Source organism: Massilibacterium senegalense (assembly GCF_001375675.1).
GTDB classification, from domain to species: Bacteria; Bacillota; Bacilli; order Bacillales; family Massilibacteriaceae; genus Massilibacterium; species Massilibacterium senegalense.
Window position 1 is genome coordinate 1963399 of sequence record NZ_LN831786.1, and the last position, 20245, is coordinate 1983643.

Annotated in this window: 23 protein-coding genes; 5 read left to right on the forward strand and 18 right to left on the reverse strand. The window is 37.3% G+C overall.

The genetic code is table 11. From position 1 onward, the window contains the following. Positions 1-2: 2 nt before the first annotated feature. The 10 genes from BN1372_RS13145 to BN1372_RS15895 all read right to left on the reverse strand — a co-directional run bounded on the left by BN1372_RS13145 (position 3) and on the right by BN1372_RS15895 (position 6721). Positions 3-353 carry a hydrogenase maturation nickel metallochaperone HypA/HybF gene (locus BN1372_RS13145; RefSeq protein ID WP_062200276.1) on the reverse strand — a complete coding sequence of 117 codons (351 nt, stop codon included), beginning with the start codon at positions 351-353 and terminating at the stop codon, positions 3-5. A 6-nt stretch (positions 354-359) separates the two neighbouring features. Then, positions 360-776: a hypothetical protein gene (locus BN1372_RS13150; RefSeq protein WP_062200279.1), complete on the reverse strand. Its 417-nt coding sequence runs from the start codon at positions 774-776 to the stop codon at positions 360-362. Then, complete coding sequence (locus BN1372_RS13155) at positions 773-1246, reverse strand: HyaD/HybD family hydrogenase maturation endopeptidase (protein ID WP_062201373.1); 474 nt, start codon at positions 1244-1246, stop codon at positions 773-775. The genes BN1372_RS13150 and BN1372_RS13155 overlap by 4 nt, the downstream gene beginning before the upstream one ends. Beyond that, positions 1239-1961 (reverse strand): Ni/Fe-hydrogenase, b-type cytochrome subunit, encoded by a 723-nt coding sequence (gene cybH / locus BN1372_RS13160; RefSeq protein ID WP_230198854.1) that lies wholly within the window; start codon positions 1959-1961, stop codon positions 1239-1241. Before cybH ends, BN1372_RS13155 begins: the two co-directional genes overlap by 8 nt. Positions 1962-2008: 47 nt before the next feature. Beyond that, the gene (locus BN1372_RS13165; protein WP_062200285.1) at positions 2009-3727 is read right to left on the reverse strand and encodes a nickel-dependent hydrogenase large subunit; all 1719 of its coding nucleotides are present in this window, start codon (positions 3725-3727) and stop codon (positions 2009-2011) included. Positions 3728-3729: 2 nt separating this feature from the next. Further along, entirely contained in the window at positions 3730-4827 is a 1098-nt protein-coding gene (locus BN1372_RS13170; RefSeq protein ID WP_062200288.1) for a hydrogenase small subunit, read from the reverse strand. A 13-nt stretch (positions 4828-4840) separates the two neighbouring features. Next, positions 4841-5578, reverse strand: a complete 738-nt coding sequence (gene tatC, locus BN1372_RS13175) for a twin-arginine translocase subunit TatC (protein ID WP_062200290.1) — start codon at positions 5576-5578, stop codon at positions 4841-4843. A gap of 18 nt (positions 5579-5596) precedes the next feature. Then, positions 5597-5830, reverse strand: a complete 234-nt coding sequence (gene tatA / locus BN1372_RS13180) for a twin-arginine translocase TatA/TatE family subunit (RefSeq protein ID WP_062200293.1) — start codon at positions 5828-5830, stop codon at positions 5597-5599. Positions 5831-5847: 17 nt separating this feature from the next. Beyond that, positions 5848-6012, reverse strand: a complete 165-nt coding sequence (gene tatA, locus BN1372_RS13185; RefSeq protein WP_325062689.1) for a twin-arginine translocase TatA/TatE family subunit — start codon at positions 6010-6012, stop codon at positions 5848-5850. 352 nt (positions 6013-6364) lie between these two features. Continuing rightward, the gene (locus BN1372_RS15895; RefSeq protein WP_074018194.1) at positions 6365-6721 is read right to left on the reverse strand and encodes a CsbD family protein; all 357 of its coding nucleotides are present in this window, start codon (positions 6719-6721) and stop codon (positions 6365-6367) included. 178 nt (positions 6722-6899) lie between these two features. On the opposite strand from BN1372_RS15895, the gene BN1372_RS13195 reads away from it, so the two are divergent. From BN1372_RS13195 to BN1372_RS13205, 3 genes are all read left to right on the forward strand, one after another. Beyond that, entirely contained in the window at positions 6900-7352 is a 453-nt protein-coding gene (locus BN1372_RS13195; protein ID WP_062200299.1) for an Hsp20/alpha crystallin family protein, read from the forward strand. Positions 7353-7489: 137 nt separating this feature from the next. Further along, positions 7490-8827, forward strand: coding sequence for an alanine/glycine:cation symporter family protein (locus BN1372_RS13200; RefSeq protein ID WP_062200302.1), 1338 nt, complete (start codon positions 7490-7492; stop codon positions 8825-8827). Between the two features lie 361 nt (positions 8828-9188). Beyond that, positions 9189-9488: a hypothetical protein gene (locus BN1372_RS13205; protein ID WP_062200304.1), complete on the forward strand. Its 300-nt coding sequence runs from the start codon at positions 9189-9191 to the stop codon at positions 9486-9488. Here the strand turns inward: BN1372_RS13205 and BN1372_RS13210 are convergent. The 4 genes from BN1372_RS13210 to BN1372_RS13225 form a co-directional block, all read right to left on the reverse strand. Then, complete coding sequence (locus tag BN1372_RS13210; RefSeq protein WP_074018195.1) at positions 9474-10232, reverse strand: sulfite exporter TauE/SafE family protein; 759 nt, start codon at positions 10230-10232, stop codon at positions 9474-9476. The two genes, BN1372_RS13205 and BN1372_RS13210, sit on opposite strands and share 15 nt — an antisense overlap. Positions 10233-10386: 154 nt before the next feature. Further along, complete coding sequence (locus BN1372_RS13215; RefSeq protein ID WP_062200307.1) at positions 10387-10608, reverse strand: hypothetical protein; 222 nt, start codon at positions 10606-10608, stop codon at positions 10387-10389. 60 nt (positions 10609-10668) lie between these two features. Next, positions 10669-11079 (reverse strand): hypothetical protein, encoded by a 411-nt coding sequence (locus BN1372_RS13220; RefSeq protein WP_062200310.1) that lies wholly within the window; start codon positions 11077-11079, stop codon positions 10669-10671. 45 nt (positions 11080-11124) lie between these two features. Then, on the reverse strand, positions 11125-11529 hold the full coding sequence (locus BN1372_RS13225; protein WP_062200314.1) for a flavodoxin domain-containing protein: 405 nt from the start codon (positions 11527-11529) through the stop codon (positions 11125-11127). 777 nt (positions 11530-12306) lie between these two features. Here BN1372_RS13225 and BN1372_RS13230 point away from each other — a divergent pair. Beyond that, a complete protein-coding gene (locus BN1372_RS13230) occupies positions 12307-13047 on the forward strand; it encodes a tRNA 2-thiocytidine biosynthesis TtcA family protein (protein WP_062200317.1) in 741 nt (246 codons plus the stop codon). Positions 13048-13089: 42 nt separating this feature from the next. Here BN1372_RS13230 and BN1372_RS13235 read toward each other — a convergent pair whose 3' ends face one another. The 4 genes from BN1372_RS13235 to BN1372_RS13250 form a co-directional block, all read right to left on the reverse strand. Then, on the reverse strand, positions 13090-14082 hold the full coding sequence (locus BN1372_RS13235) for an asparaginase (protein WP_062200319.1): 993 nt from the start codon (positions 14080-14082) through the stop codon (positions 13090-13092). Positions 14083-14657: 575 nt separating this feature from the next. Continuing rightward, entirely contained in the window at positions 14658-14885 is a 228-nt protein-coding gene (locus BN1372_RS13240; RefSeq protein WP_062200322.1) for an amphi-Trp domain-containing protein, read from the reverse strand. Positions 14886-15045: 160 nt separating this feature from the next. Continuing rightward, entirely contained in the window at positions 15046-15453 is a 408-nt protein-coding gene (locus tag BN1372_RS15900; protein WP_082419058.1) for a DUF4190 domain-containing protein, read from the reverse strand. A gap of 811 nt (positions 15454-16264) precedes the next feature. Then, the gene (locus BN1372_RS13250; RefSeq protein WP_062200327.1) at positions 16265-18178 is read right to left on the reverse strand and encodes a 3'-5' exonuclease; all 1914 of its coding nucleotides are present in this window, start codon (positions 18176-18178) and stop codon (positions 16265-16267) included. 190 nt (positions 18179-18368) lie between these two features. On the opposite strand from BN1372_RS13250, the gene BN1372_RS15325 reads away from it, so the two are divergent. Then, the gene (locus tag BN1372_RS15325) at positions 18369-20144 is read left to right on the forward strand and encodes a flagellinolysin (RefSeq protein WP_062200331.1); all 1776 of its coding nucleotides are present in this window, start codon (positions 18369-18371) and stop codon (positions 20142-20144) included. The last annotated feature ends 101 nt before the right edge of the window (positions 20145-20245 follow it).

Consider the following 20245-nt stretch of genomic DNA (forward strand, 5'->3'; position numbering starts at 1 on the left):
GCTTAGCTCCCTTCATACGTTTCAATACGTAGCGTTTCCCCGCTCGTTAATTTTCCAGTTGGCAAATGACAAGATGGACAAAGCGCTAATTTTTGCTCTGGGACATACGTCGTTCCACACATGACGCATTGTGCATGCGCTTTTTCCATCGTAATCGTTAACGTTGCATCTTTTTGAATAAGCGGAATATCTTGCCCTTTATACACATCAAAAGCAAGCCTTAATGCATCTGGTAACGCATTGCTTAATTCCCCAACTGTTAACTCAATCGAATCAATGCGCGTAAACCCGCGCTTCGTTGCATCTTGTACTACTAAATCTAATAAATCTCCCATTAACGCCATTTCATGCATGTCGCCTCATCCTTTTTCCCGAATTCCCATACACGTTTTACCGTTCCGTTCTGACATCGGGATGTGATTTCCTGTTAACGCATCTTCTAATGTATAAGTCGTATCGCAATTCATACAGCGAAACGTTTCGTTATAACTCATGAAATGAAGATGATGCTTGCACGAAGGACACGCAGCATCCACGATACAAACATCATCTTGCTGTTTATACAAATAATACAATTTCCCGTCTTGGTAAAAATTCGTGACTCCGTCGCGAGCAGCTTCCATCGAAACGGGAACTTCTACCCACGTATACCCAGAATAATCTTCCACGACACGATTCACTTTCTCGATATCGTCTTCAATAAAAGGCATGAACAACTCTTTCGTCGTTTGCAAAAAACCTTTTTGCATTTCTTTTAAAAAATCCGAGCGTTTCACTTTTTATCCCCCCACTCTTCGACTTTTTGCTTCACTAAATCGACGAGCGTTGGTATTTGTTTTCGTACCGAATCACTAATCCCGACACCAAAATCTAACACTTCCGGTTGTACGCCGAACATAATCATATGTTCTGGAAGTTTTTCTAACAATTGCGCAGCACCGAGCACTTCTTGGAAACCAATTTGATGAATCGACATTTTAATGCCGTAATACGCTGGGATTTCATCGCGTTCTAATACGATCACTTCCCCAGGCTCTTTTCCTGCATTAATCGCATCCAAAATAATTAAATGATTCGTTTCTTCAATAGGACCGAGCAACCGCATTCCATCGGTTGCTCCTTCCATAATGGTCACATTCGAAAACTCTTTTAATGCTTTTTCGACGTACGCTAATACATGTACGCCAATTCCTTCATCTGAATAAATCGTATTTCCGATTCCGAGAACGGTAATGTCATTAGGCATGTTTTTTCGCACCGTCCATTTCTTCTTTCGCTTCCGTAGGAGCATGTTCTGTTTCGTTTTTATAGCCAGTAAAAATCGAAGACATCGTACCGTTACGGCTTAACCAATCTTCACGGAATGCCATGTATACGTGAATCACGACAAATACCATAAAGCCCCACGCAACAAGGTGATGCCAAGAGCGAACGAGGAAACTATCTCCAAAAATATACGGCACCCACATAAACATTTTTCCTAATACGGATTCTGGTTGTGGCTCGAAGTATAAGAAATACCCGGTAAAGACAACGATAATCGAACCAAGACCGATAAAAATCCAGTAACTTAATTCTGCTAATGGGTTATGTCCTAGGTAATGTTTCTTTTTATTCGGTAAAAATAAATAGTATTTTAACGTTTCAAATACGCCCGCCCAGAATGATTTTTTTAGTGGATTCGAACGAGCAAATTTGTTCCCTTTATATACCCAGTACCAACGAATAAGTAAGTTAATCGTAAATAAGAAAGCCGTGTAAAAATGCACGTTACGCACGTATCCAAGTAAATACGAATAATACGCTTCTTCTGGAACAGTCGGGCTTACAAACGGACGACCAATATAAATACCGGTAGCGAATAACACAAAAATACAAAGCGCATTAATCCAGTGAAACGCACGTACGGGAAATTCCCATACGTATGTTTTTCCGTTGACTGCTTTTGCTTCTCTGGACATATGACTTGGGTCAAACTTTTCCGCCCGATTTGACATGGTACCCCCTCCTAACCTAAACGAATTTGCGTCGTTTGTTTATTTTCTGTATCCGTTAAATGAACCGCACATGCTAAACAAGGGTCAAAGGAATGAACGACACGTAAAATTTCTAACGGTTGATCCGGAATCGCAATCGGTGTTCCTTGTAACGATGCTTCGTATGCGCCAATTTGTCCTTTATGGTCAATCGGAGATGCGTTCCATGTTGTCGGTACGACTGCTTGATAGTTCGTTGTTTTTCCGTCTTCAATGGTAATCCAATGTCCTAATGCTCCGCGTGGCGCTTCTATCCAGCCCACACCTTTTGCTTTTTTCGGCCATGAGCTTGGCTCCCATTTTGTCCGGTCAAACGTTACTTGGTCACCACTTTTAATGTTTTCTAACAGTTCTTTCATATCGTCTTTCATCCAACCAACGGTAATTCCCGCTTCTAATCCACGCGCAAGTGTCCGACCGATGGCAGATTGTAACGCAGAAATTGGCACGTCCAATTGTTTTAACGCTCTATCGACCGTATCCACATAAACATCTTTTTTCGCTGCATATCCGACTAACAAGCGAGCAAGTGGACCTGTCTCCATCGGATGCTCTTTCCAACGTGGCGATTTGATCCAACTATATTTTTTATCCATATCTAAGTTTTTGTACGGTGCTTTTGGACCGCTATATTTTAACGTCGTTTCCCCTTCCCATGGATGACGGCCGCCTGTTCCTTTTCCGTCATAGGTATACCAAGAATGGTCTACATATTCTTGTACTTGGTTCGGGTCACGTGGGTCTACGTCTAAAATTTCATTTAAGTTTCCGTTTAAAATAACACCGCGTGGAATTCGATATTTACTAACGTCGCGAATGTCGCCACCTTTTGCAAAATCACCGTATACAAGGTAGTTATTTAACCCACCACCATGAAGCCAGTCTTTATAAAACGACCCGATTGCTAACACGTCTGGTACGTATACTTTATTGACAAATTCATACGCTTCATCAATGATGCGCTGCACGTGCATTAATTTCTCCGCATGAATAGCATTATCGCTATTAATATCAATCGGTGTTGCCATTCCACCTACAACATAGTGTGGATGTGGGTTTTTCCCACCAAAAATCGTTTGTACTTTAACGATTTCTTTTTGCCAATCTAACGCTTCTAAATAATGCGCAACTGCCATTAAGTTTACTTCTGGTGGAAGTTTATACGTCGGATGTCCCCAATAGCCATTTGCAAAAATACCGAGCTGTCCGCTATCTACGACACGTTGTACTTTTGCTTGGATATCTTTAAAATAACCAGGCGATGATTTTGGCCAATCCGAAATGGATTGCGCGATCCGTGACGTTTCATTTGGATCTGCTTTTAATGCACTCAACACGTCCACCCAGTCAAAGGCATGTAAATGATAAAAATGCACGACATGGTCATGAATCATAACAGCTTGGTTCATTAAGTCACGAATTAAATGGGCGTTTTTCGGAATTTTAATATCTAACGCATCTTCAACGGAACGAATCGCCGCTAATGCGTGCGTCGATGTACATACGCCACAAATACGTTGCATGTATGCCCAAACATCACGTGGGTCGCGGTCTTGTACAATAACTTCTAATCCACGAACCGCTGTTCCTGAACTATATGCTTTTTGAATCACACCATCTTGAATATCCGCCTCAATACGTAAATGCCCTTCAATACGTGTTACTGGATCTACTACAATACGTTCTGCCATCGTTATTCGTCCTCTCTAGTTTCATCTTGTTTTGTTTGTTTCTTTTTATTCACTGCCGTAAGCGCCGCATGCCCTGCTACGCCGACTGCTGCAGCTGCGGTTGCATATAAACCAATTTCTTCTGGATTAATCGTCGTTTGTGTTCCTGGAACTTTTGCCACACGTTCAAAAAATGGCCCGTTATCCCAGAAGTTTTTCTCCGAACATCCGATACATGGGTTTCCAGATTGAATCGGATAACTCACCCCGCCATTCCAACGCATTTCCGCACAGGAGTTGTACGTTGTTGGCCCTTTACAACCTACTTTATATAAGCAATATCCTTGTTTTGCCCCTTCATCATCAAAGCTTTCTGCGAACAGTCCCGCATCAAAATAAGCACGACGGTTACATTTATCGTGAATACGATGACGATAAAACGCTTTCGGACGACCTTGTGCATCTTGTTCTGGCAAACGATCAAACGTAATAATGTGCGCTAATACACCGGTAATCACTTCCCCAATCGGCGGACAACCTGGAACTAATAGTACTGGTTTATCTTTTACTACTTCTGTAATCGGCATCGCACCGGTTGGATTTGGCCCTGCAGCAGGAATCCCGCCCCACGCCGAACAACTACCGTACGCAATGACTGCTTTTGCATTTTTCACCGTATCGATTAAAATTTGTTTCCCGGAATGACCACCAATCATCACGTACTCATCGAGTTGCGTAATACTCCCTTCTACCGCAACGATATATTCACCGGGATAATTTTGAATCACATCTTCCTTTGCTTGCTCTACTTGCATACCGCTAGCTGCTGATAATGCTTCTGAGTATTCTAACGAAATCATATCGAATAACAGACTTTCCACACTCGGATGAGAAGAACGGATAAACGATTCCGTACAGCCCGTACAGTCTTGGAATTGAAGCCAAATGACTGGTACACGTTTTTTCGTTTCCATCGCTTTTACTACTTTATTTGTATCCGAAAAATTCAATCCCATCGTTGCTGCTAATGCTGTACACATTTTAATAAAATCACGACGAGAAAATCCGCGTTCTAATACGGACTGATAAATAGTTTTTTCTTTTTCCGCTATTTTCGTCATTTTTTCCACTCCTTTAGTCAATCAGTTGCCCTTCGTTTTTGTTTGCTTTTAACCGTTTGCGATACACCCATCTCGATAAGGTTAGGCTCACTTCATAAAGAAAAAGTAAAGGAATAATAACTAAAAAGTCAGAGATAAAATCAGGTGGTGAAACAACAACCCCAACGACAACGAGAATAAAGTACGCATATTTTCGGTTTTTTTGTAAAAATACTGGATTGATCAAGCCCATGCTCGTTAAAAACATAATAACTAGAGGAAGTTCAAACAAAATACCAAACGGCAACGTCATATTTAATAGAAATTTAAAATATTTTTCTGTCGTAAACATCGTCTCGAACATTTCTCCGCTTAACGACATAAGAAAATTCATTACAGTTGGGAACACGACAAAATAACCAAAAGATAATCCACCTATAAATAAGAAAAATAAGGCTGGAACATACGTTAACGTTACTTTTTGTTCTTTTGGTCGTAAAGCTGGTTTGACAAATAACCAAATTTGCAACGCTAATACAGGAATCGTACACGTCACCGCAAATAAAGTCATAATCATCAAATACACCCATAACACATCAGTTGGTCCTAAAATGGTCAATTTATCTTCTATATCTTTTACGAAAAATTCGTATAAATCTTTTGCATAAAAGGAACCAATAATGAAAAATATAATAAGTGAACCGAGCGTAATAAAAAGACGTTTCCGTAATTCTTCTAAATGCTCGATTAAAGTCATATCTTTTTCTTCCATCGGAAAGCCCCTTACCTGTTACGACTGATTCGTTTGATCTTTTTGTTCAGTCGATTCTACTTGTGCTTCTTTTTTTACTTCTGGTGTTTCTAATGCTTGTTTAATTTCTTCTTTTTCACTTGATACGGACTTTTTAAATTCCCGGAATGTAGAACCGACAGCACGCCCTAGTTCTGGTAATTTACTTGGACCAAAGATAATTAATGCTAGAATGATAATTAAAATTAACCCTGGTACACCGATGTTTTGCATGTATAAACACCCTTTCTTTATTTTTTCTCTTCTTCGTCTTTACTTAGCTCACGAGCACTATTTTTAAACTCTTTTAACGTTTCACCTGTTGCTCGTCCAATCTCAGGTAACTTTTTCGGACCAAATATTATAAGGGCAATAATTACGATTAAAATTAAACCAGGCACGCCAATATTCATCATCACTAGAGTCCTCCCTCAGTACTTTTTTAAAAAAGCATTTTTTATCAAGGCTATTATAAATCGTTTTTATAGGAGTAAAGTAATTATCACAAAATGTTCATAAAATAGTCTAATTTTTGGTGTATTTTAGTATATTGATATACTTTTTACACTATCAACACGTTGTTTATATGGTTGAAAAAAGCCTTGTTATCGTGTTTTTTACCCTTTTTATTTCCTTTGAAAACATAATGAAAATTAATTTTTTAAGAAAGTTTTATTTGCAGTGAAAATAAATTTTTACATAAAAAAAGATTCCTAACGTCATCATTAGGAATCTTTCAAAATGACAAATGGAGCAGTACTTTCTCCATTAGGCAGATTTATTTTTTTTCTTGTCGCCTTTTTTATCTTCTTTCGCTTTTGCGTTTTTCTTTTTGTCGTCTTTTTTCACGTCTTTTGCTTTAGTATCTTTCTTTTTGTTATCTTTTCCTTTGGCATCTTTTTTCTTACTATCTTTTTTATCTTCTTTATCGAATTTTTTCAAAAACTCTTTCACATCTTTTTCTGCTTCTTTCTTTGTTTTACCATAACGTTCTTGAACGGCACCAACAAACTTATCGAATTTTCCATCAATCACTTTGAAATCATCTTTCGTTAATTTTCCCCATTTTTCTTTTGCTTCACCTTTTATTTGTTTCCATTTACCTTTTGCGATATTTTTACTCATGTAAAATTCCTCCTTCTCTCCTAAAGATACTCTACCCTAATTTTTTTCTAGTAAACATTTACAAAAATGTTTGAACTTTATTCTTTGTGGTAAACCTATAATGAAATAAAAATTCGTAACCCCTTGAATCAAACAACTCAACTGGTTGCGAAGAAAAAAGAAAGAGGAGATGTGTTACATGAAACCTACAGTTCCTAATTCACCGATTCTTCGATTAAGAGATGAGTTTGACAAAATGTTTACGAAAGTATTTGATGAGCCGTTTCTTTCAGGTGATTTTTTCAACGAAAACAATCGTTTTTCCCCAATGACCAATATTGAAGAAACGTCAGAAACATTTATTGCCGAAGTTGAGATTCCAGGAATGAGCACTAACGACATTGAAATTGAAGTAAGTGGAAATCAATTAATCGTTCGGGGTGAACAAAAAACAGAAACAAAAGATGAACAAAAAAATTACATCCACATTGAACGTTCTTACGGATCTTTCCAACGTGCATTTACATTACCAGACAATGCCGATAAAGATGCCATCACTGCTAAAAGTGATAAAGGAGTACTGTACATTACTATCCCTAAAAAACAAAAAGATAACGCTCGTAAAATTGAAATCAAGGAAGAAAACGAGTAAACTATATGACTCACTAGCTCAGAGCTAGTGAGTTTTTTTATTTTCGAAAAAATTCTAGTTTTTTTATTTTTAAATTGTTATGTTACAATAGGATAACGATTTTTAAAAGAAACTGGGATAAAGGAAGGCTTTTAACAATGGATATACTTTCATTATTACAAACGATTAATTCTTTTTTATGGAATTACGTACTCTTATTTTTATTATTAGGAACCGGGATTTTATTTACAATTCGTCTCCGTTTTATTCAAATTCGTAGACTACCAATGATGGTCAAGCATATATATAGTGGGTTTGTTTCCAAAAAGAAAAAAGTAGGAGATGGCATTTCCTCGTTCCAAGCATTATCAACCGCAGTAGCGGCCCAAGTTGGAACAGGAAACTTAGCCGGGGTTGCTACCGCGATTGCGTTCGGGGGACCGGGGGCCATTTTTTGGATGTGGGTTAGTGCTTTTTTTGGGATGGGAACCATTTTTGCAGAAGCGGTACTTGCGCAAAAATTCCGTCAAAAAGTAGATGGTCAACTGACAGGTGGACCGGCTTACTACATTCGCCACGGGTTAGGAAATAAATATTTAGCAGGATTTTTTGCTATTTCTGTCATTATTGCTTTAGGTTTTATCGGCAACATGGTGCAATCCAACTCGATTGGAGAGGCGTTTTATAAAGCATTTCATGTTCCCAAAATAGCTGTCGGTATTATCGTCGCAACATTGATTGGACTTGTCATTGTTGGCGGTATCCGCCGTATTTCTGTTTTTGCGGAGCGAGTTGTACCAATGATGGCACTTTTATATATTGCAGGAAGCGTCGTCATTTTAGTCATATATAGCGACCAATTCATTCCGACATTTCAATTAATTTTTGAAGCAGCTTTTACTCCGCAATCCGCAACAGGTGGATTTATCGGAGCAACGGTCAAAGAAGCCATTCGCTACGGATTCGCCCGTGGTCTTTTTTCGAATGAAGCCGGCATGGGATCTACCCCGCATGCGCATGCATTAGCAAAAGTAAAACACCCGGCAGAACAAGGAATGGTTGCCATTATGGGTGTCATTATTGATACCTTTATTATTTGTACGATGACAGCGCTCGTTATTTTAAGTACTGGCGCGTATACATCTGGTAAAAAAGGTATTGACTTAACGCAAGAAGCATTTACGTTAGGACTTGGCTCTTTCGGTTACCCATTTATTGCGATTTGCTTATTATTCTTTGCATTTACGACTATTTTAGGTTGGTATTTCTTCGGAGAAGTGAATGTGAAATATTTATTTGGCACACGCTTCATCCCAATATACCGCGTGTTCGTTTTATCTTTTATCGTACTTGGCACTACTTTACAAGTACCAGTCGTATGGGAATTAGCCGATTTATTTAATGGCTTAATGGTGATTCCAAACTTACTTGCTTTACTAGGGCTAATCTCTATCGTCATGAAAACATTCCATGACTTTGAACAAACAAATAAATAACCGAATAAAACCATCTTCTTTTCATTAGACAGAAGATGGTTTTTTATGTAAAATGATAGATGGTAGAAAGCTATTCCGTTCATAGCAGAAAAAGGAGACGAAAAAAATGAAAAAACCAGTTTGTCCACATTGTAAAACGACCGTTTATCCTTCCTTAAGCTATCGAAAAAAGAGTAGTGTATTGGTATAATCCCAGTCATTTTTTCCTTGCCTACTACACTTGTCTTTATGTTTCTTCCTTTCATTTTGCTAGCAATTTGGTTCCTTTATCCATTATTTCTTTCCTATCCCAGAACATACGAGCATCCTTTTTGAAACAAAAAAATTCTTTTTAGTACATGAATAGAAGGGGGAGAAAGATATGTGGTTAGATTTTCTTATAAACCTTTGTTATAGCTATTGGGAATCCAAAGATGATCATAGCTATTACTTTTCAAAAAAAGATATGGTTGCTAATCTGAAATGGGTGACAGAACAGAAGTGGGCGAAAAAGCCGACTTTTGAACACGTGCTTACTCACTGCAAACCGATGCGTGAAATTGCTGGTTACTATCGCCATCATGTCGTTCTTACACACACATCGGAACAAGAAAAATTAAAACAAGACCTTCTCGGATTTTATGAAAAAAATCGGTTGCATTGGATGCTAAAAAAAGATTAACTTGATTGCCATGACGAGGACCATCACAAACAATGCAGCTTTGATCCATTTTTCACCTTTAGTGATCGTTAATTGACTACCAACATAAGCGCCTAATCCATTTCCAATCGCAAGCATCATACCTAATCCCCAATTAACTTGTCCGTGCCAAATAAAGACAAACAGCGATAAAAAAATAAACAGCCCTACAATAACTACCTTTAACACATTACTGTCAAAAAGGGACATCCGAAATACTGCCGTTAACGCAAGCAAAATGAAAAAGCCAACGCCGACTTGAATAAATCCACCGTACATTCCAATCAGAAAAAACACACCAAACCCAATCATTTTTTGCATGTTCGTATATGCGTTCCAATCAACCGATTTTAATCGTTCTTTCGGAATCGGCTTCCATACTAAAAAAATCATCGTCACAACCATAACAAATGCTAAAATAAGTTGAAACAGTTGGTCAGTCATATTCACTGCAATCATCGCACCGAGCAACGAACCGACAACAGCTGGAATACTTAAATACAACGCAACTTTCGGATTAACATATCCTTTTCGGTAAAAATTTGCCGTAGCGGTTACGTTTTGTACTAAAATTCCAATACGGTTTGTCCCATTTGCTACGGCAGCTGGCAGTCCTAAAAAAATAAGCATCGGTAACGTTAACATTGAACCTCCCGCTGCAAGCACATTAATCACACCGGCAATAAAGCCAATTGCTAACACTAACCCAAACTGTAGCAGATCCATTATTATGTCTCCTTCTGTTCCATTCTTCTATTTATACTACCATTTACTGCTAGAAAGAAATACCCTTACATCGCGATTTTGGCTATAAAAGGAACATAATGAAGCTACTTTTCCCGGGAAATTTTTTGGATGGTATAACGAAAAAAACCGTTATCTACATAAGATAAACGGCTTCTTGAGTATGATTTCCACTATATTGTTTTGGTTCCATCATAAGCGTTTTGACTAGTTGTAAATAGTCGGTGCTCTGTTCAACATCCTCTATAGAAGGATGAAACGTATACACGCGATTTTCTAACAAAGAAACTATATTCATTTGTTCTGGTAATTTTTCAAAAGCTTCATACAGACAAACAACCATCATTTTATATAACAAATCGATTTGTTCCTCATTTGCAGATACAATATATTTTTTAACGAGAAAAGAAGACGCTGTTCATTCCATTACATCTACAAATATCTTCATTTTCATTTGTAGCGCTTCATGATTCACGCTAACCGGTTCTAAAAAAAGAACAGGTGGTGTGGCATCGTTTTTCTGTACTAGTTGAACAAATTGTTGTGTTATATTTGCTGCTACGTCGTAATAGTGAATTTTCGAATCAAAAAAGGTAGTTGGAATGATATAAAACAGTTTCATCATAAACTTTACTAGATCATCGGCAGAGCTAGACTTTTTATAATGATAGCGAAGCACCCTATGAATAATGGACTGAACGAACGACTGCCAACGAACTGGATGTCTCTTTTTCAATATATATGTATGATAAAACTGAGAGGGATTTTCTAAAAAAGGAACTAATTGATCATCCGTTAACGTTCGTATTTGTACATAAGGTTCAATCATTTTCCTCACTCCTACTTACCAATTTTGTATTTAAAAAATACCACACTACTTAGCAGCCGATTGTAAAAAGTCTTCTGCGAATTTTTCGCATCTTTCTACCTCTTCTTCTTCTGGAAATAATTCCATTTTCAATCTCTCTATCGGTACCGTTGCACCGCTTTCTACTAACTTATCTTGTAACAAATCCACAGCTCCGCAAAACGCTGGATACCCAGTATCACCAAATCCAAATGCAACCGCATGTTTTCCTGTTAAATCGATGGTTTCCAATCCATCATAAAAGTCAAGAAAATCATCTGGTAAATCACCGTCGCCCCATGTATACGCACCAAGTAAAATCCGGTCATATTCCTGTAATATTTCTACTTCTGGACTATCCATGATATCTATTGTTGTCACATCTTCTCCGTGTTCTTTTAATAGTTTAGAGAAAAAAGGAATATGTGGCAATTGTCAAAGGTAAATCGGACTGAACTAGAAAAGATTTAGAATCACTTGTGAAGGCATATGAAAGTTTACTAGAAAAAAAGAATGATTAAAAAAATCGTTTGTTATAGTGAATTATGTGGTAGATGTTTATTTAAGGAGGTATTTTATGAAAGAATCTAATAAAGAATGGATATATATACTTTGTTTGTTTGTATTAACTTTGTTGGTTTTTATTGAAAGTATTTCGGTAAGCGTCAAGGCAATAATTAGTATAACGATTTTTGTATTTGTGATTATTTTGAAGTTCTTTGTTAAAAATAAGGAGAGGTAGCTATATTGTTGAAAAATTCAAAGATAGTATTGCGTTTTATGTCGTTATTGCTTGTGTTTTCTATGAGTGTCATTCCATTAAATCAAGCTTATGCTTCAGAAGATTTAATTTATTAGCAACAATCGTCGCAATTTCTTCTGTATTTCCACCCATATTTGCAAAAATAATGACTTTTTTTTACATATTTTTTCTCCCTAAAATAACGCTCATCTTCCACCCGAAAAGATATGGATCCTTTCCGTGATGGATAGATGAACGTGTCCCTATATTTGTCTATTTCACAAAAGGGACCAATGATAACTATCTATGCACAATTAAAGGGAATTGGATTCTGATAAACTATTTCGATAATATTGATAATGAATATCAATATTAAAAGTTTTTCTGTTTTTTAAAAATTTCTTGCTTTTTACTCCCTCTTTCTTAGAAAATAAAGAATAGAACGCTTGAAAAAGGAGTAACAACCAATGCAAATTTCAAATTCAGATAATAAACGATTTCTTATTCCGATGAAAAATGTGATAACAGAATATCAAATGATGGAAGATGGTGATAAAGTCGCGATTGGCCTTTCTGGCGGAAAAGATAGTACAACGCTCCTTTATCTCCTTACTGCGTTGCAAAAGAAAATGAAAATAAAATTCGAGATTGTACCTATTTCTTTAATGCTTGGATTTGAGGGTGTCGATTTTACAGAAATGAAACAGTTCGTAGAAAGTTTAGGGCACACGTTATATGTACAAGAAACGAACATAAGCGAAGTGGTGTTTAATATTCGAAAAGAAAAAAATCCGTGCTCTTTATGCGCTAACATGCGACGCGGTTCGTTATACTCACTTGCAAAAGAACTCGGTTGTAACAAAGTAGCGCTCGGTCATCATTTAGATGACGGAATGGAAACATTTTTTATGAATTTATTGTTTAATGGAAAAATCGGTTCTTTCCAACCAGTGACCTATTTAAATCGCATGGATATTACATTAATTCGTCCGATGATTGCCATTGAAGAAAAACAAATTATCCAATTTGTGCAATCTAAAAATTTGCCAATTGTCCATAATCCATGTCCTGCGGATAAAAAGACAAAGCGAGAAGAAACGAAACAATTAATCGAAACATTAAGCGAACAATATCCGGACTTACGCCAAAAATTTTATCGTGCGATACGGAACGTCCAATTACGTGACACATGGAATGTCGAAAAATAAAAAAATCTTCCTCTGCGATGTTCTCGCAGAAGGAAGATTTCTTTATATACAATCAGCACAAATCGGTCGTTCCATCAGTTGTTTTATTTGATCGCTTTCTGTCGTTTGACCAAGCGCCCACATTAACTTTGGAACAATGGCTTCTGTATTCATATTCCCTGTTAAAATAACATTCATCTTTGCCACTTTTTTCCCCACTTCATATGTTTCTAAATGTTCCCCTTCTTCTAAACATTGTGTCGTAATGACAACTGCCATCTTCGCTTCGATTAATTTTGTTACTTTTTGCAATAAGTTTCGTCCTTTAAATGGTAATCCCCCATTTCCGAAACTTTCAATAATGACGCCTTTATACAAAGACGGCAAGAAATCGATTAATTCTTCTTTCACACCAGGGTGTAATTTTAGGACGAATACATCGGGACAAAGCGATATCTGTACTTGAAATGGCGCGGATGATTTCTCTTCACGAAAAGACGGATCATACACAATGTTTCCGTTCACTATTTTCCCAACGTCTTGTGCATTCACACTTTCAAACGCATCAAAACTTTTCGTTCTCATCTTCATTGCCCGGGTACCGCGAATAATTCGTCCATGAAAAACGACATAAACACCAGGAACACCGTGTGCAGCAAACGTAAAAGCATCTGCTACATTTCTTTTCGCATCCGTTCCCGGCTCTCCAATCGGAATTTGGGACCCCGTTAACACGACTGGTTTTCCGAGACCTTGAAGCATATAGGATAACGCAGCAGAGGTATACGCCATCGTATCCGTACCATGTGTTATAACAAACCCATCGTATATGCTATACGATTGTTCAATTGTTTTCGCGATTAACTGCCAATCTTCTGGTTGCATATTCGTACTATCTATATTCATAACAGAACGCGCATCGACCACTATATCTTCTAATGGTTCTTCTACTAATGCTAATAAATCATCAGGCGTTAACGTTGGTGCAAAACCCTGTTTATTTTCATTTGTTGAAGCAATCGTTCCACCGGTTGTAATAAGTAATATTTTTTTCATTTTCGCCCACCTCCATATTTTGTAGTAAAAAACCGTTATTCTTCTTAGTAGTATCGTTTCTTTTATTATAAATAAATGACATGGACTGATTATTCAAACGTATATTCCTATTATTTTAATTTTACCCGAATACTATATAATGGAATATATAGGTAGTTATGTTTAAAGAAAGGTAAAATCTATGTCTAAAGAAGAAAAACAAATCGGTTGGTTCATCTTTTTTATCCCATTCGTTTCGGGACTTTCTGCTTTTAGTCTAAACATACCAGAAGAAAGAATACAATTTTTTATACATTTGCTACAGTCTCCCCATTTTTCTATTACTCTTTTATTTAATCAAAATTAAAAAAATTGCACCTTTTTGGTCTTTTTCAATCGGTATAATACTTTGGTTTATACTAACGGCTCTTTTATTACGTGATTTCTTTAGGAACGTTTCCTTATTCATTTTTTGCTGTTTATTAATCGGTATTATTGCATTGATTCATACGGGAAAAGGTGCACCTTAAACAAGCAAATCATCATCCCTTATTCGTCCAAAAAAAAGACTACACCGCTCGTATGGTGTAGTCTACCTATTTAATTTCAATCTTATTGATTGGTTGTCCTTTTGTCCATGTTAGTTCTAGTTCAAACGTATATTTTTTCAACTCTTCTTTATATTTTACTTCTGCTTTTACGATATCTGCTGGTGTTACTTTTATTTCTTCGTTGTTATGAATCATTGTAAAGGTGCCGTCCGTTTTTAGTTTCGTAGAGATAGTATCAAGAAGTGCCGTTACTTCTTCTAACGTCATTTTCATTTTTTACTCCATAACTTTTCCTGATTGTTGTACTTCTCGCATTACAAACACCTCCCTTCCTATTCTTTTCCCCATTTTTCATCAAAAACACTAGAATACACGTGTATTCTAGTGTTTATACAAAGAAAACATGCAACGGTAAAGACCGTATTATTTATTCCTAATAAGAAGAATCTATCATAAATATAAACATGATGAAGAAAATAACAATAATATACAATGAAACTGAAATAATGCCTAACACTAAGCCTGCAATAGCTAAGCCTTTTCCACCCTGTTGCGTATTTTTGAGTTCTTTTAAGCTAATCGAAGAAAATACGATTCCAACAATCGCTATCAGAAATCCAAGGTAAGGAACTGTAATTCCAATTATACCTAAAATAAAACCAGTAATCGCTTTGCCATTTGTAATTGGATTGTCTTGTTTCCCCTCTTTTTGGTTAGAAGGATTGGGTTGCTGAATAGTTTGTTTTGGCGCCGTTGTTTGTTGCTTTGGTTGCTGGGCTACTGTATCCTTTGGAACTGCCGGTTGTGCTGATTGTTCTGTTGAGTTTTCTGATGGAACTATCGGTTGTACTGATTGTTCTGTTGGGTTTTCTGGTGTGACTGTCGGTTGTACTGATTGTTCTGTTGGGTTTTCTGGTGTGACTGTCGGTTGTACTGATTGTTCTGTTGGGTTTTCTGGTGTGACTGTCGGTTGTACTGATTGTTCTGTTGGGTTTTCTGGTGTGACTGTCGGTTGTACTGATTGTTCTGTTGGGTTTTCTGGTGTGACTGTCGGTTGTACTGATTGTTCTGTTGGGTTTTCTGGTGTGACTGTCGGTTGTACTGATTGTTCTGTTGGGTTTTCTGGTGTGACTGTCGGTTGTACTGATTGTTCTGTTGGGTTTTCTGGTGTGACTGTCGGTTGTACTGATTGTTCTGTTGGGTTTTCTGGTGTGACTGTCGGTTGTACTGATTGTTCTGTTGGGTTTTCTGGTGTGACTGTCGGTTGTACTGATTGTTCTGTTGGGTTTTCTGGTGTGACTGTCGGTTGTACTGATTGTTCTGTTGGGTTTTCTGGTGTGACTGTCGGTTGTACTGATTGTTCTGTTGGGTTTTCTGGTGTGACTGTCGGTTGTACTGANCTTCTACTTGTTTCACCGTTTCATTATTCTTTAGTTCCATTTCTTTTACAGGTTTTTCATGAGAAGAAAGTGTACTTTTTTTTTCTACAGAATGTTCATTTGTTCCATTTTCTTTTGGTTGGGAATCCGCTAATGGTTGATTTCCCTCTTCTAATTTCTTATCCATCACACACCATCCTTTTCCATTTTTCTTTTTTTAAGTCTTACCTTCTAAAGTATCACAATCAGTTTTTACCGTAAATACGTTTTTTTTCAATTGGACCTTTCGGCATGCAGGATTGTTTTATTCTGGGATTTCAATCCTAATAACTCGTCAAAATACGCTGTAAATTTCGATTCACCACTATATGTTAGCATCAAATAATCTACTGCACGCGTCATGCCAATATATAATAACGGTGCTTCCCGCTCCTGATTTTTTTCTAAAGCAAACGGCAAACTTTCGATGTTAATAATGAAGACTGCTTGAAAATCTAGTCCCTTACTACTCTCTAGTGTACAAATTTTTACTCGCCCATCGTCTTTTTGATAGTTTTGTTTCGACGTTTGGTTTTCTGTTAACCAATAAAAAGGAATATTCTCTTTCGTTAATTGCTTTTGCACAACGTTGATTACGTCTACTGTTTGCGTTCGTTTGACACGGTATAAAATAGCCATTTCATCATACGGTACTTTTCGTTCTTCCCGTAATTTTTTCATAAATAACACTGTTTTTTCCAATTCGTCTGCTGTATTTTTTCCTTTATACACAATTGGTTTGGCACCTTTTCGTTGGGTACTTTGCGGTGCAATAATTTCTTGCCCTTCAAACTCTGCTTTGACAATTTTATTTTGTAATACCGAGTGCTTTTGATAAAAGTCCCATGCAAATTTCACAATTTGTGCTGTATTACGATAATTAATTGATAATATTTTCGAACGACCACGGAAATCTAACCCCGTATCTTGTAAATAACTCGTTTTTCGTTTATAAATCGTTTGGGCCCGGTCTTCTACTAATAACATGGATTGCGTGTCTGGATTTAATACGTAGCTTACTAGCTTTAACCACTCTGGTTGAAAATCTTGTCCTTCATCAATTAAAATCGCATCGTATTGTGGTAAAATCGCTTCTTTTTTATCTAGTTTTTCTAATAAGAGTGGCAATTTCTTTTCGCTCGTTTTTAAATCTTTATATAACCAATCGTGGAAATGAGTTACGCGAATCGATGATGGCAATTGATGAACTTTTTCATTTGTCATGTCTACTAAATCTTCTGGTTCATTTAGTTTTGCTAGAATCATCCCTTCTATTGTTTTCGCTAGTGAAATATTATAACAGAGTACGAGAATCTTCCAATCAGGATGTTCTTTATGAAGCAATTTTACACGTGTCGTTAACACAAGTGTTTTCCCACTTCCTGCTACTCCGCGTAATAATCTATTTTTATCGCCAATTTGTCTTGCTAGTTTTTCTTGATGCAGATCCATCGCCTGAACATTATGTAAAGATAACAATAATTGATCGCGATAAGGCTTTTTCTCCACGGATGCCGAAATACGTACTTCCGGAAATAAGTGAAATCGTATGGCGTTTATCTCCTCATATGTTAATGGATTTTCTAACCGAAATGGCACACTAAACATATGAAATAATTTTTCAACTAATTGTTCAGCTGAAAAATGCTCCTTATCTGGGTCAATTTCATCGCGTGTTAATACGAAGTTTGGTTCCATCACGTCATATAGATCATTCGCTATGAATTGTTGTTGATCTAATCTAGTAAAAACGGCACCGTAGCCACATGGAAATTTTAAATTCCGACGATATTTTCCTTCATGTTGAATTAAATTAATGTCTTTTTTTAATTGATTCATAATCTGAAACATGTAGTCTCGCGCTTGTTTCAGCGGTGGCTTCACGTTCGCTAATTGTCCGCTGCTCGTACGAATAACCCATTCCTCATGATTTAGTTGATGCAATGTATTCAACGTATAGTCTTTGACTTCTAAAACAACAATCCCTAAATCCGGACCTATAATAACGAAATCAGGATGATATCCATGAATATCCGCTTCATAATAGACGATATAGTCATCATCTAAATATTGTTTTAACGTTTGGAAAAGTGTTCTTTCTCCTGCTGTCGCCTTTTTAGGAATCGACTCTGGCACAGTAATGGCCATTTGCTCACCCCAACATCTTCAATTTTTAGCATTATTTTATCATACTTCTTTCATTTTGTAGCCGTAATAGGTGAAAAATCCCACTTTTTAATCGTTGATTTCACATTTTTTAAAAATAAGTAGTGAAAGAAAAAAAGCTTTTCATATATAATAAAAAATAAGTCGAATTTCATAGAAAAAAGGAGTAATTATGAGAGTTGCACATCATTTACCTGCATTACATAACCTTAGACAATTTACGGGTCATCAAAAAGTAACCCAACACTATAGTGAAAAATTAACGAGTGGGGCGCGGATTAACAAAGCGTGTGATGATGCCGCAGGACTAGCGATTTCTGAAAAAATGCGCGGACAAATTCGCGGATTGCATCAAGCATCACGGAATATCCAAGATTCCATTTCCCTTGTGCAAACAGCAGAAGGGGCACTTCAAGAAATTCATTCCTTATTACAGCGCGGACGAGAGTTATCTGTCCAAGCTGCTAATGATACGAATACCACAAGCGACCGGGAACAAATTCAACAAGAAATCGAACAACTCATGCAAGAAGTAGATGGTATTTCCAATCGAACGGAATTTAATACATTGAAGTTATTACGCGGAACAGGCATTATCCCGCCAACTGGAACCGGAAGTTATCCGGGAGCAACAGATGGGTCTTTAGCAGATAAAGAGATGTTAACGAAAGCATTACAAAACTACATGCTTTCCGTTCCAGAACAATTAATTGACACATATTACGGTATTCATGCACGACCTAATACACCAATTGAAATTAGTTATCAAAACGATGCCCCAGGAGGAGCAGTTGCTTGGGTTTCTTCTTCTGTCAATACCGTAACGGGAGAAGCTTCTACTTTCAAAATGGTGCTAGATACCGCGGACTTTTTTAACGATACACCGTTATGGATTTCAAAGGACCGCATCGTTGCACATGAAATGGTGCATGCGGTAATGGGAGCAGCCGGCATAAATTTATTGTCGTCTGCTACGCCAACATGGTTTAAGGAAGGGACCGCGGAATATTTAGCTGGTGCAGATGAACGTTTAGCTGGAAGTATCGCAATTTTAGGTAGCGAACAAGCGGCAGTAGATGCCATTTCCTCGTCACCAAATACATCACATTTTTACTCCGCTTCTTATGCAGCGGTTAAATACTTAGATCACGTACTGAAAGCGAATGGGTCATCGTTAAAAAACGTGATGCAATCGCTCGCAGATGGTAGGTTAAAAGCGTTAGATACCGCATTAAAAGAAGTAACGAATGGTAGCGGAAACCAAGTATTTGCCGGAGGAACGACACAATTTCTAAATGACTATAAAGCAAACGGAGCAACGTTTATCCGAACGCAATTAGATCTTGATCCAAGTGATGGGGATAGCGACGGGGTTGGAAGTATTACTGGAAATACAAACGATGCAGATATTATTCCAGATGGAGACAGTGTGACATTTAGTGAGAACCCACTTACGTATTTTACGGTCAATTGGGCGAGTGATACAGGTTACACTCCTTCTGGTAGTCCATTCATGAGTATATTAATGAAAGAAATGAAACAAACAGCATCATTCGGAACACTTCGCTTTCAAATTGGTGCCAATACTGGTCAAACGATAGAAGCCTCGATTCGCAACATAGATCGTGCCTCTCTTGGGATAACGAACGTATTAGTGACATCTGCTCAAACAGCTGGAAGTGCTATTTCCACGTTTGATGATGCGATACAAATCGTTTCTACTGAGCGTGCGTCCTTAGGGGCATTGCAAAATCGGCTAGAACATGCCCTTTCTATTACAAATGCTAGCGAAGAACAAATGCAAATATCAGAAAGCCGCATTCGCGATGCAGATATCGCCAAAGAAATGATGGGCTATACGAAACATTCCCTCTTACTCCAAGCAGCACAAGGAATGCTCGCACAAGCCAACCAACAACCGAGTGCTATCTTACAATTATTACGCTAAAAAAGAGGCTGGGACATAACTAGCTTCAAACAATGCAAAAAGTGAAATTGAGCTCACTCCATTTCACCTTTTGCTATTTTTTTATATGAATCTTTATATCT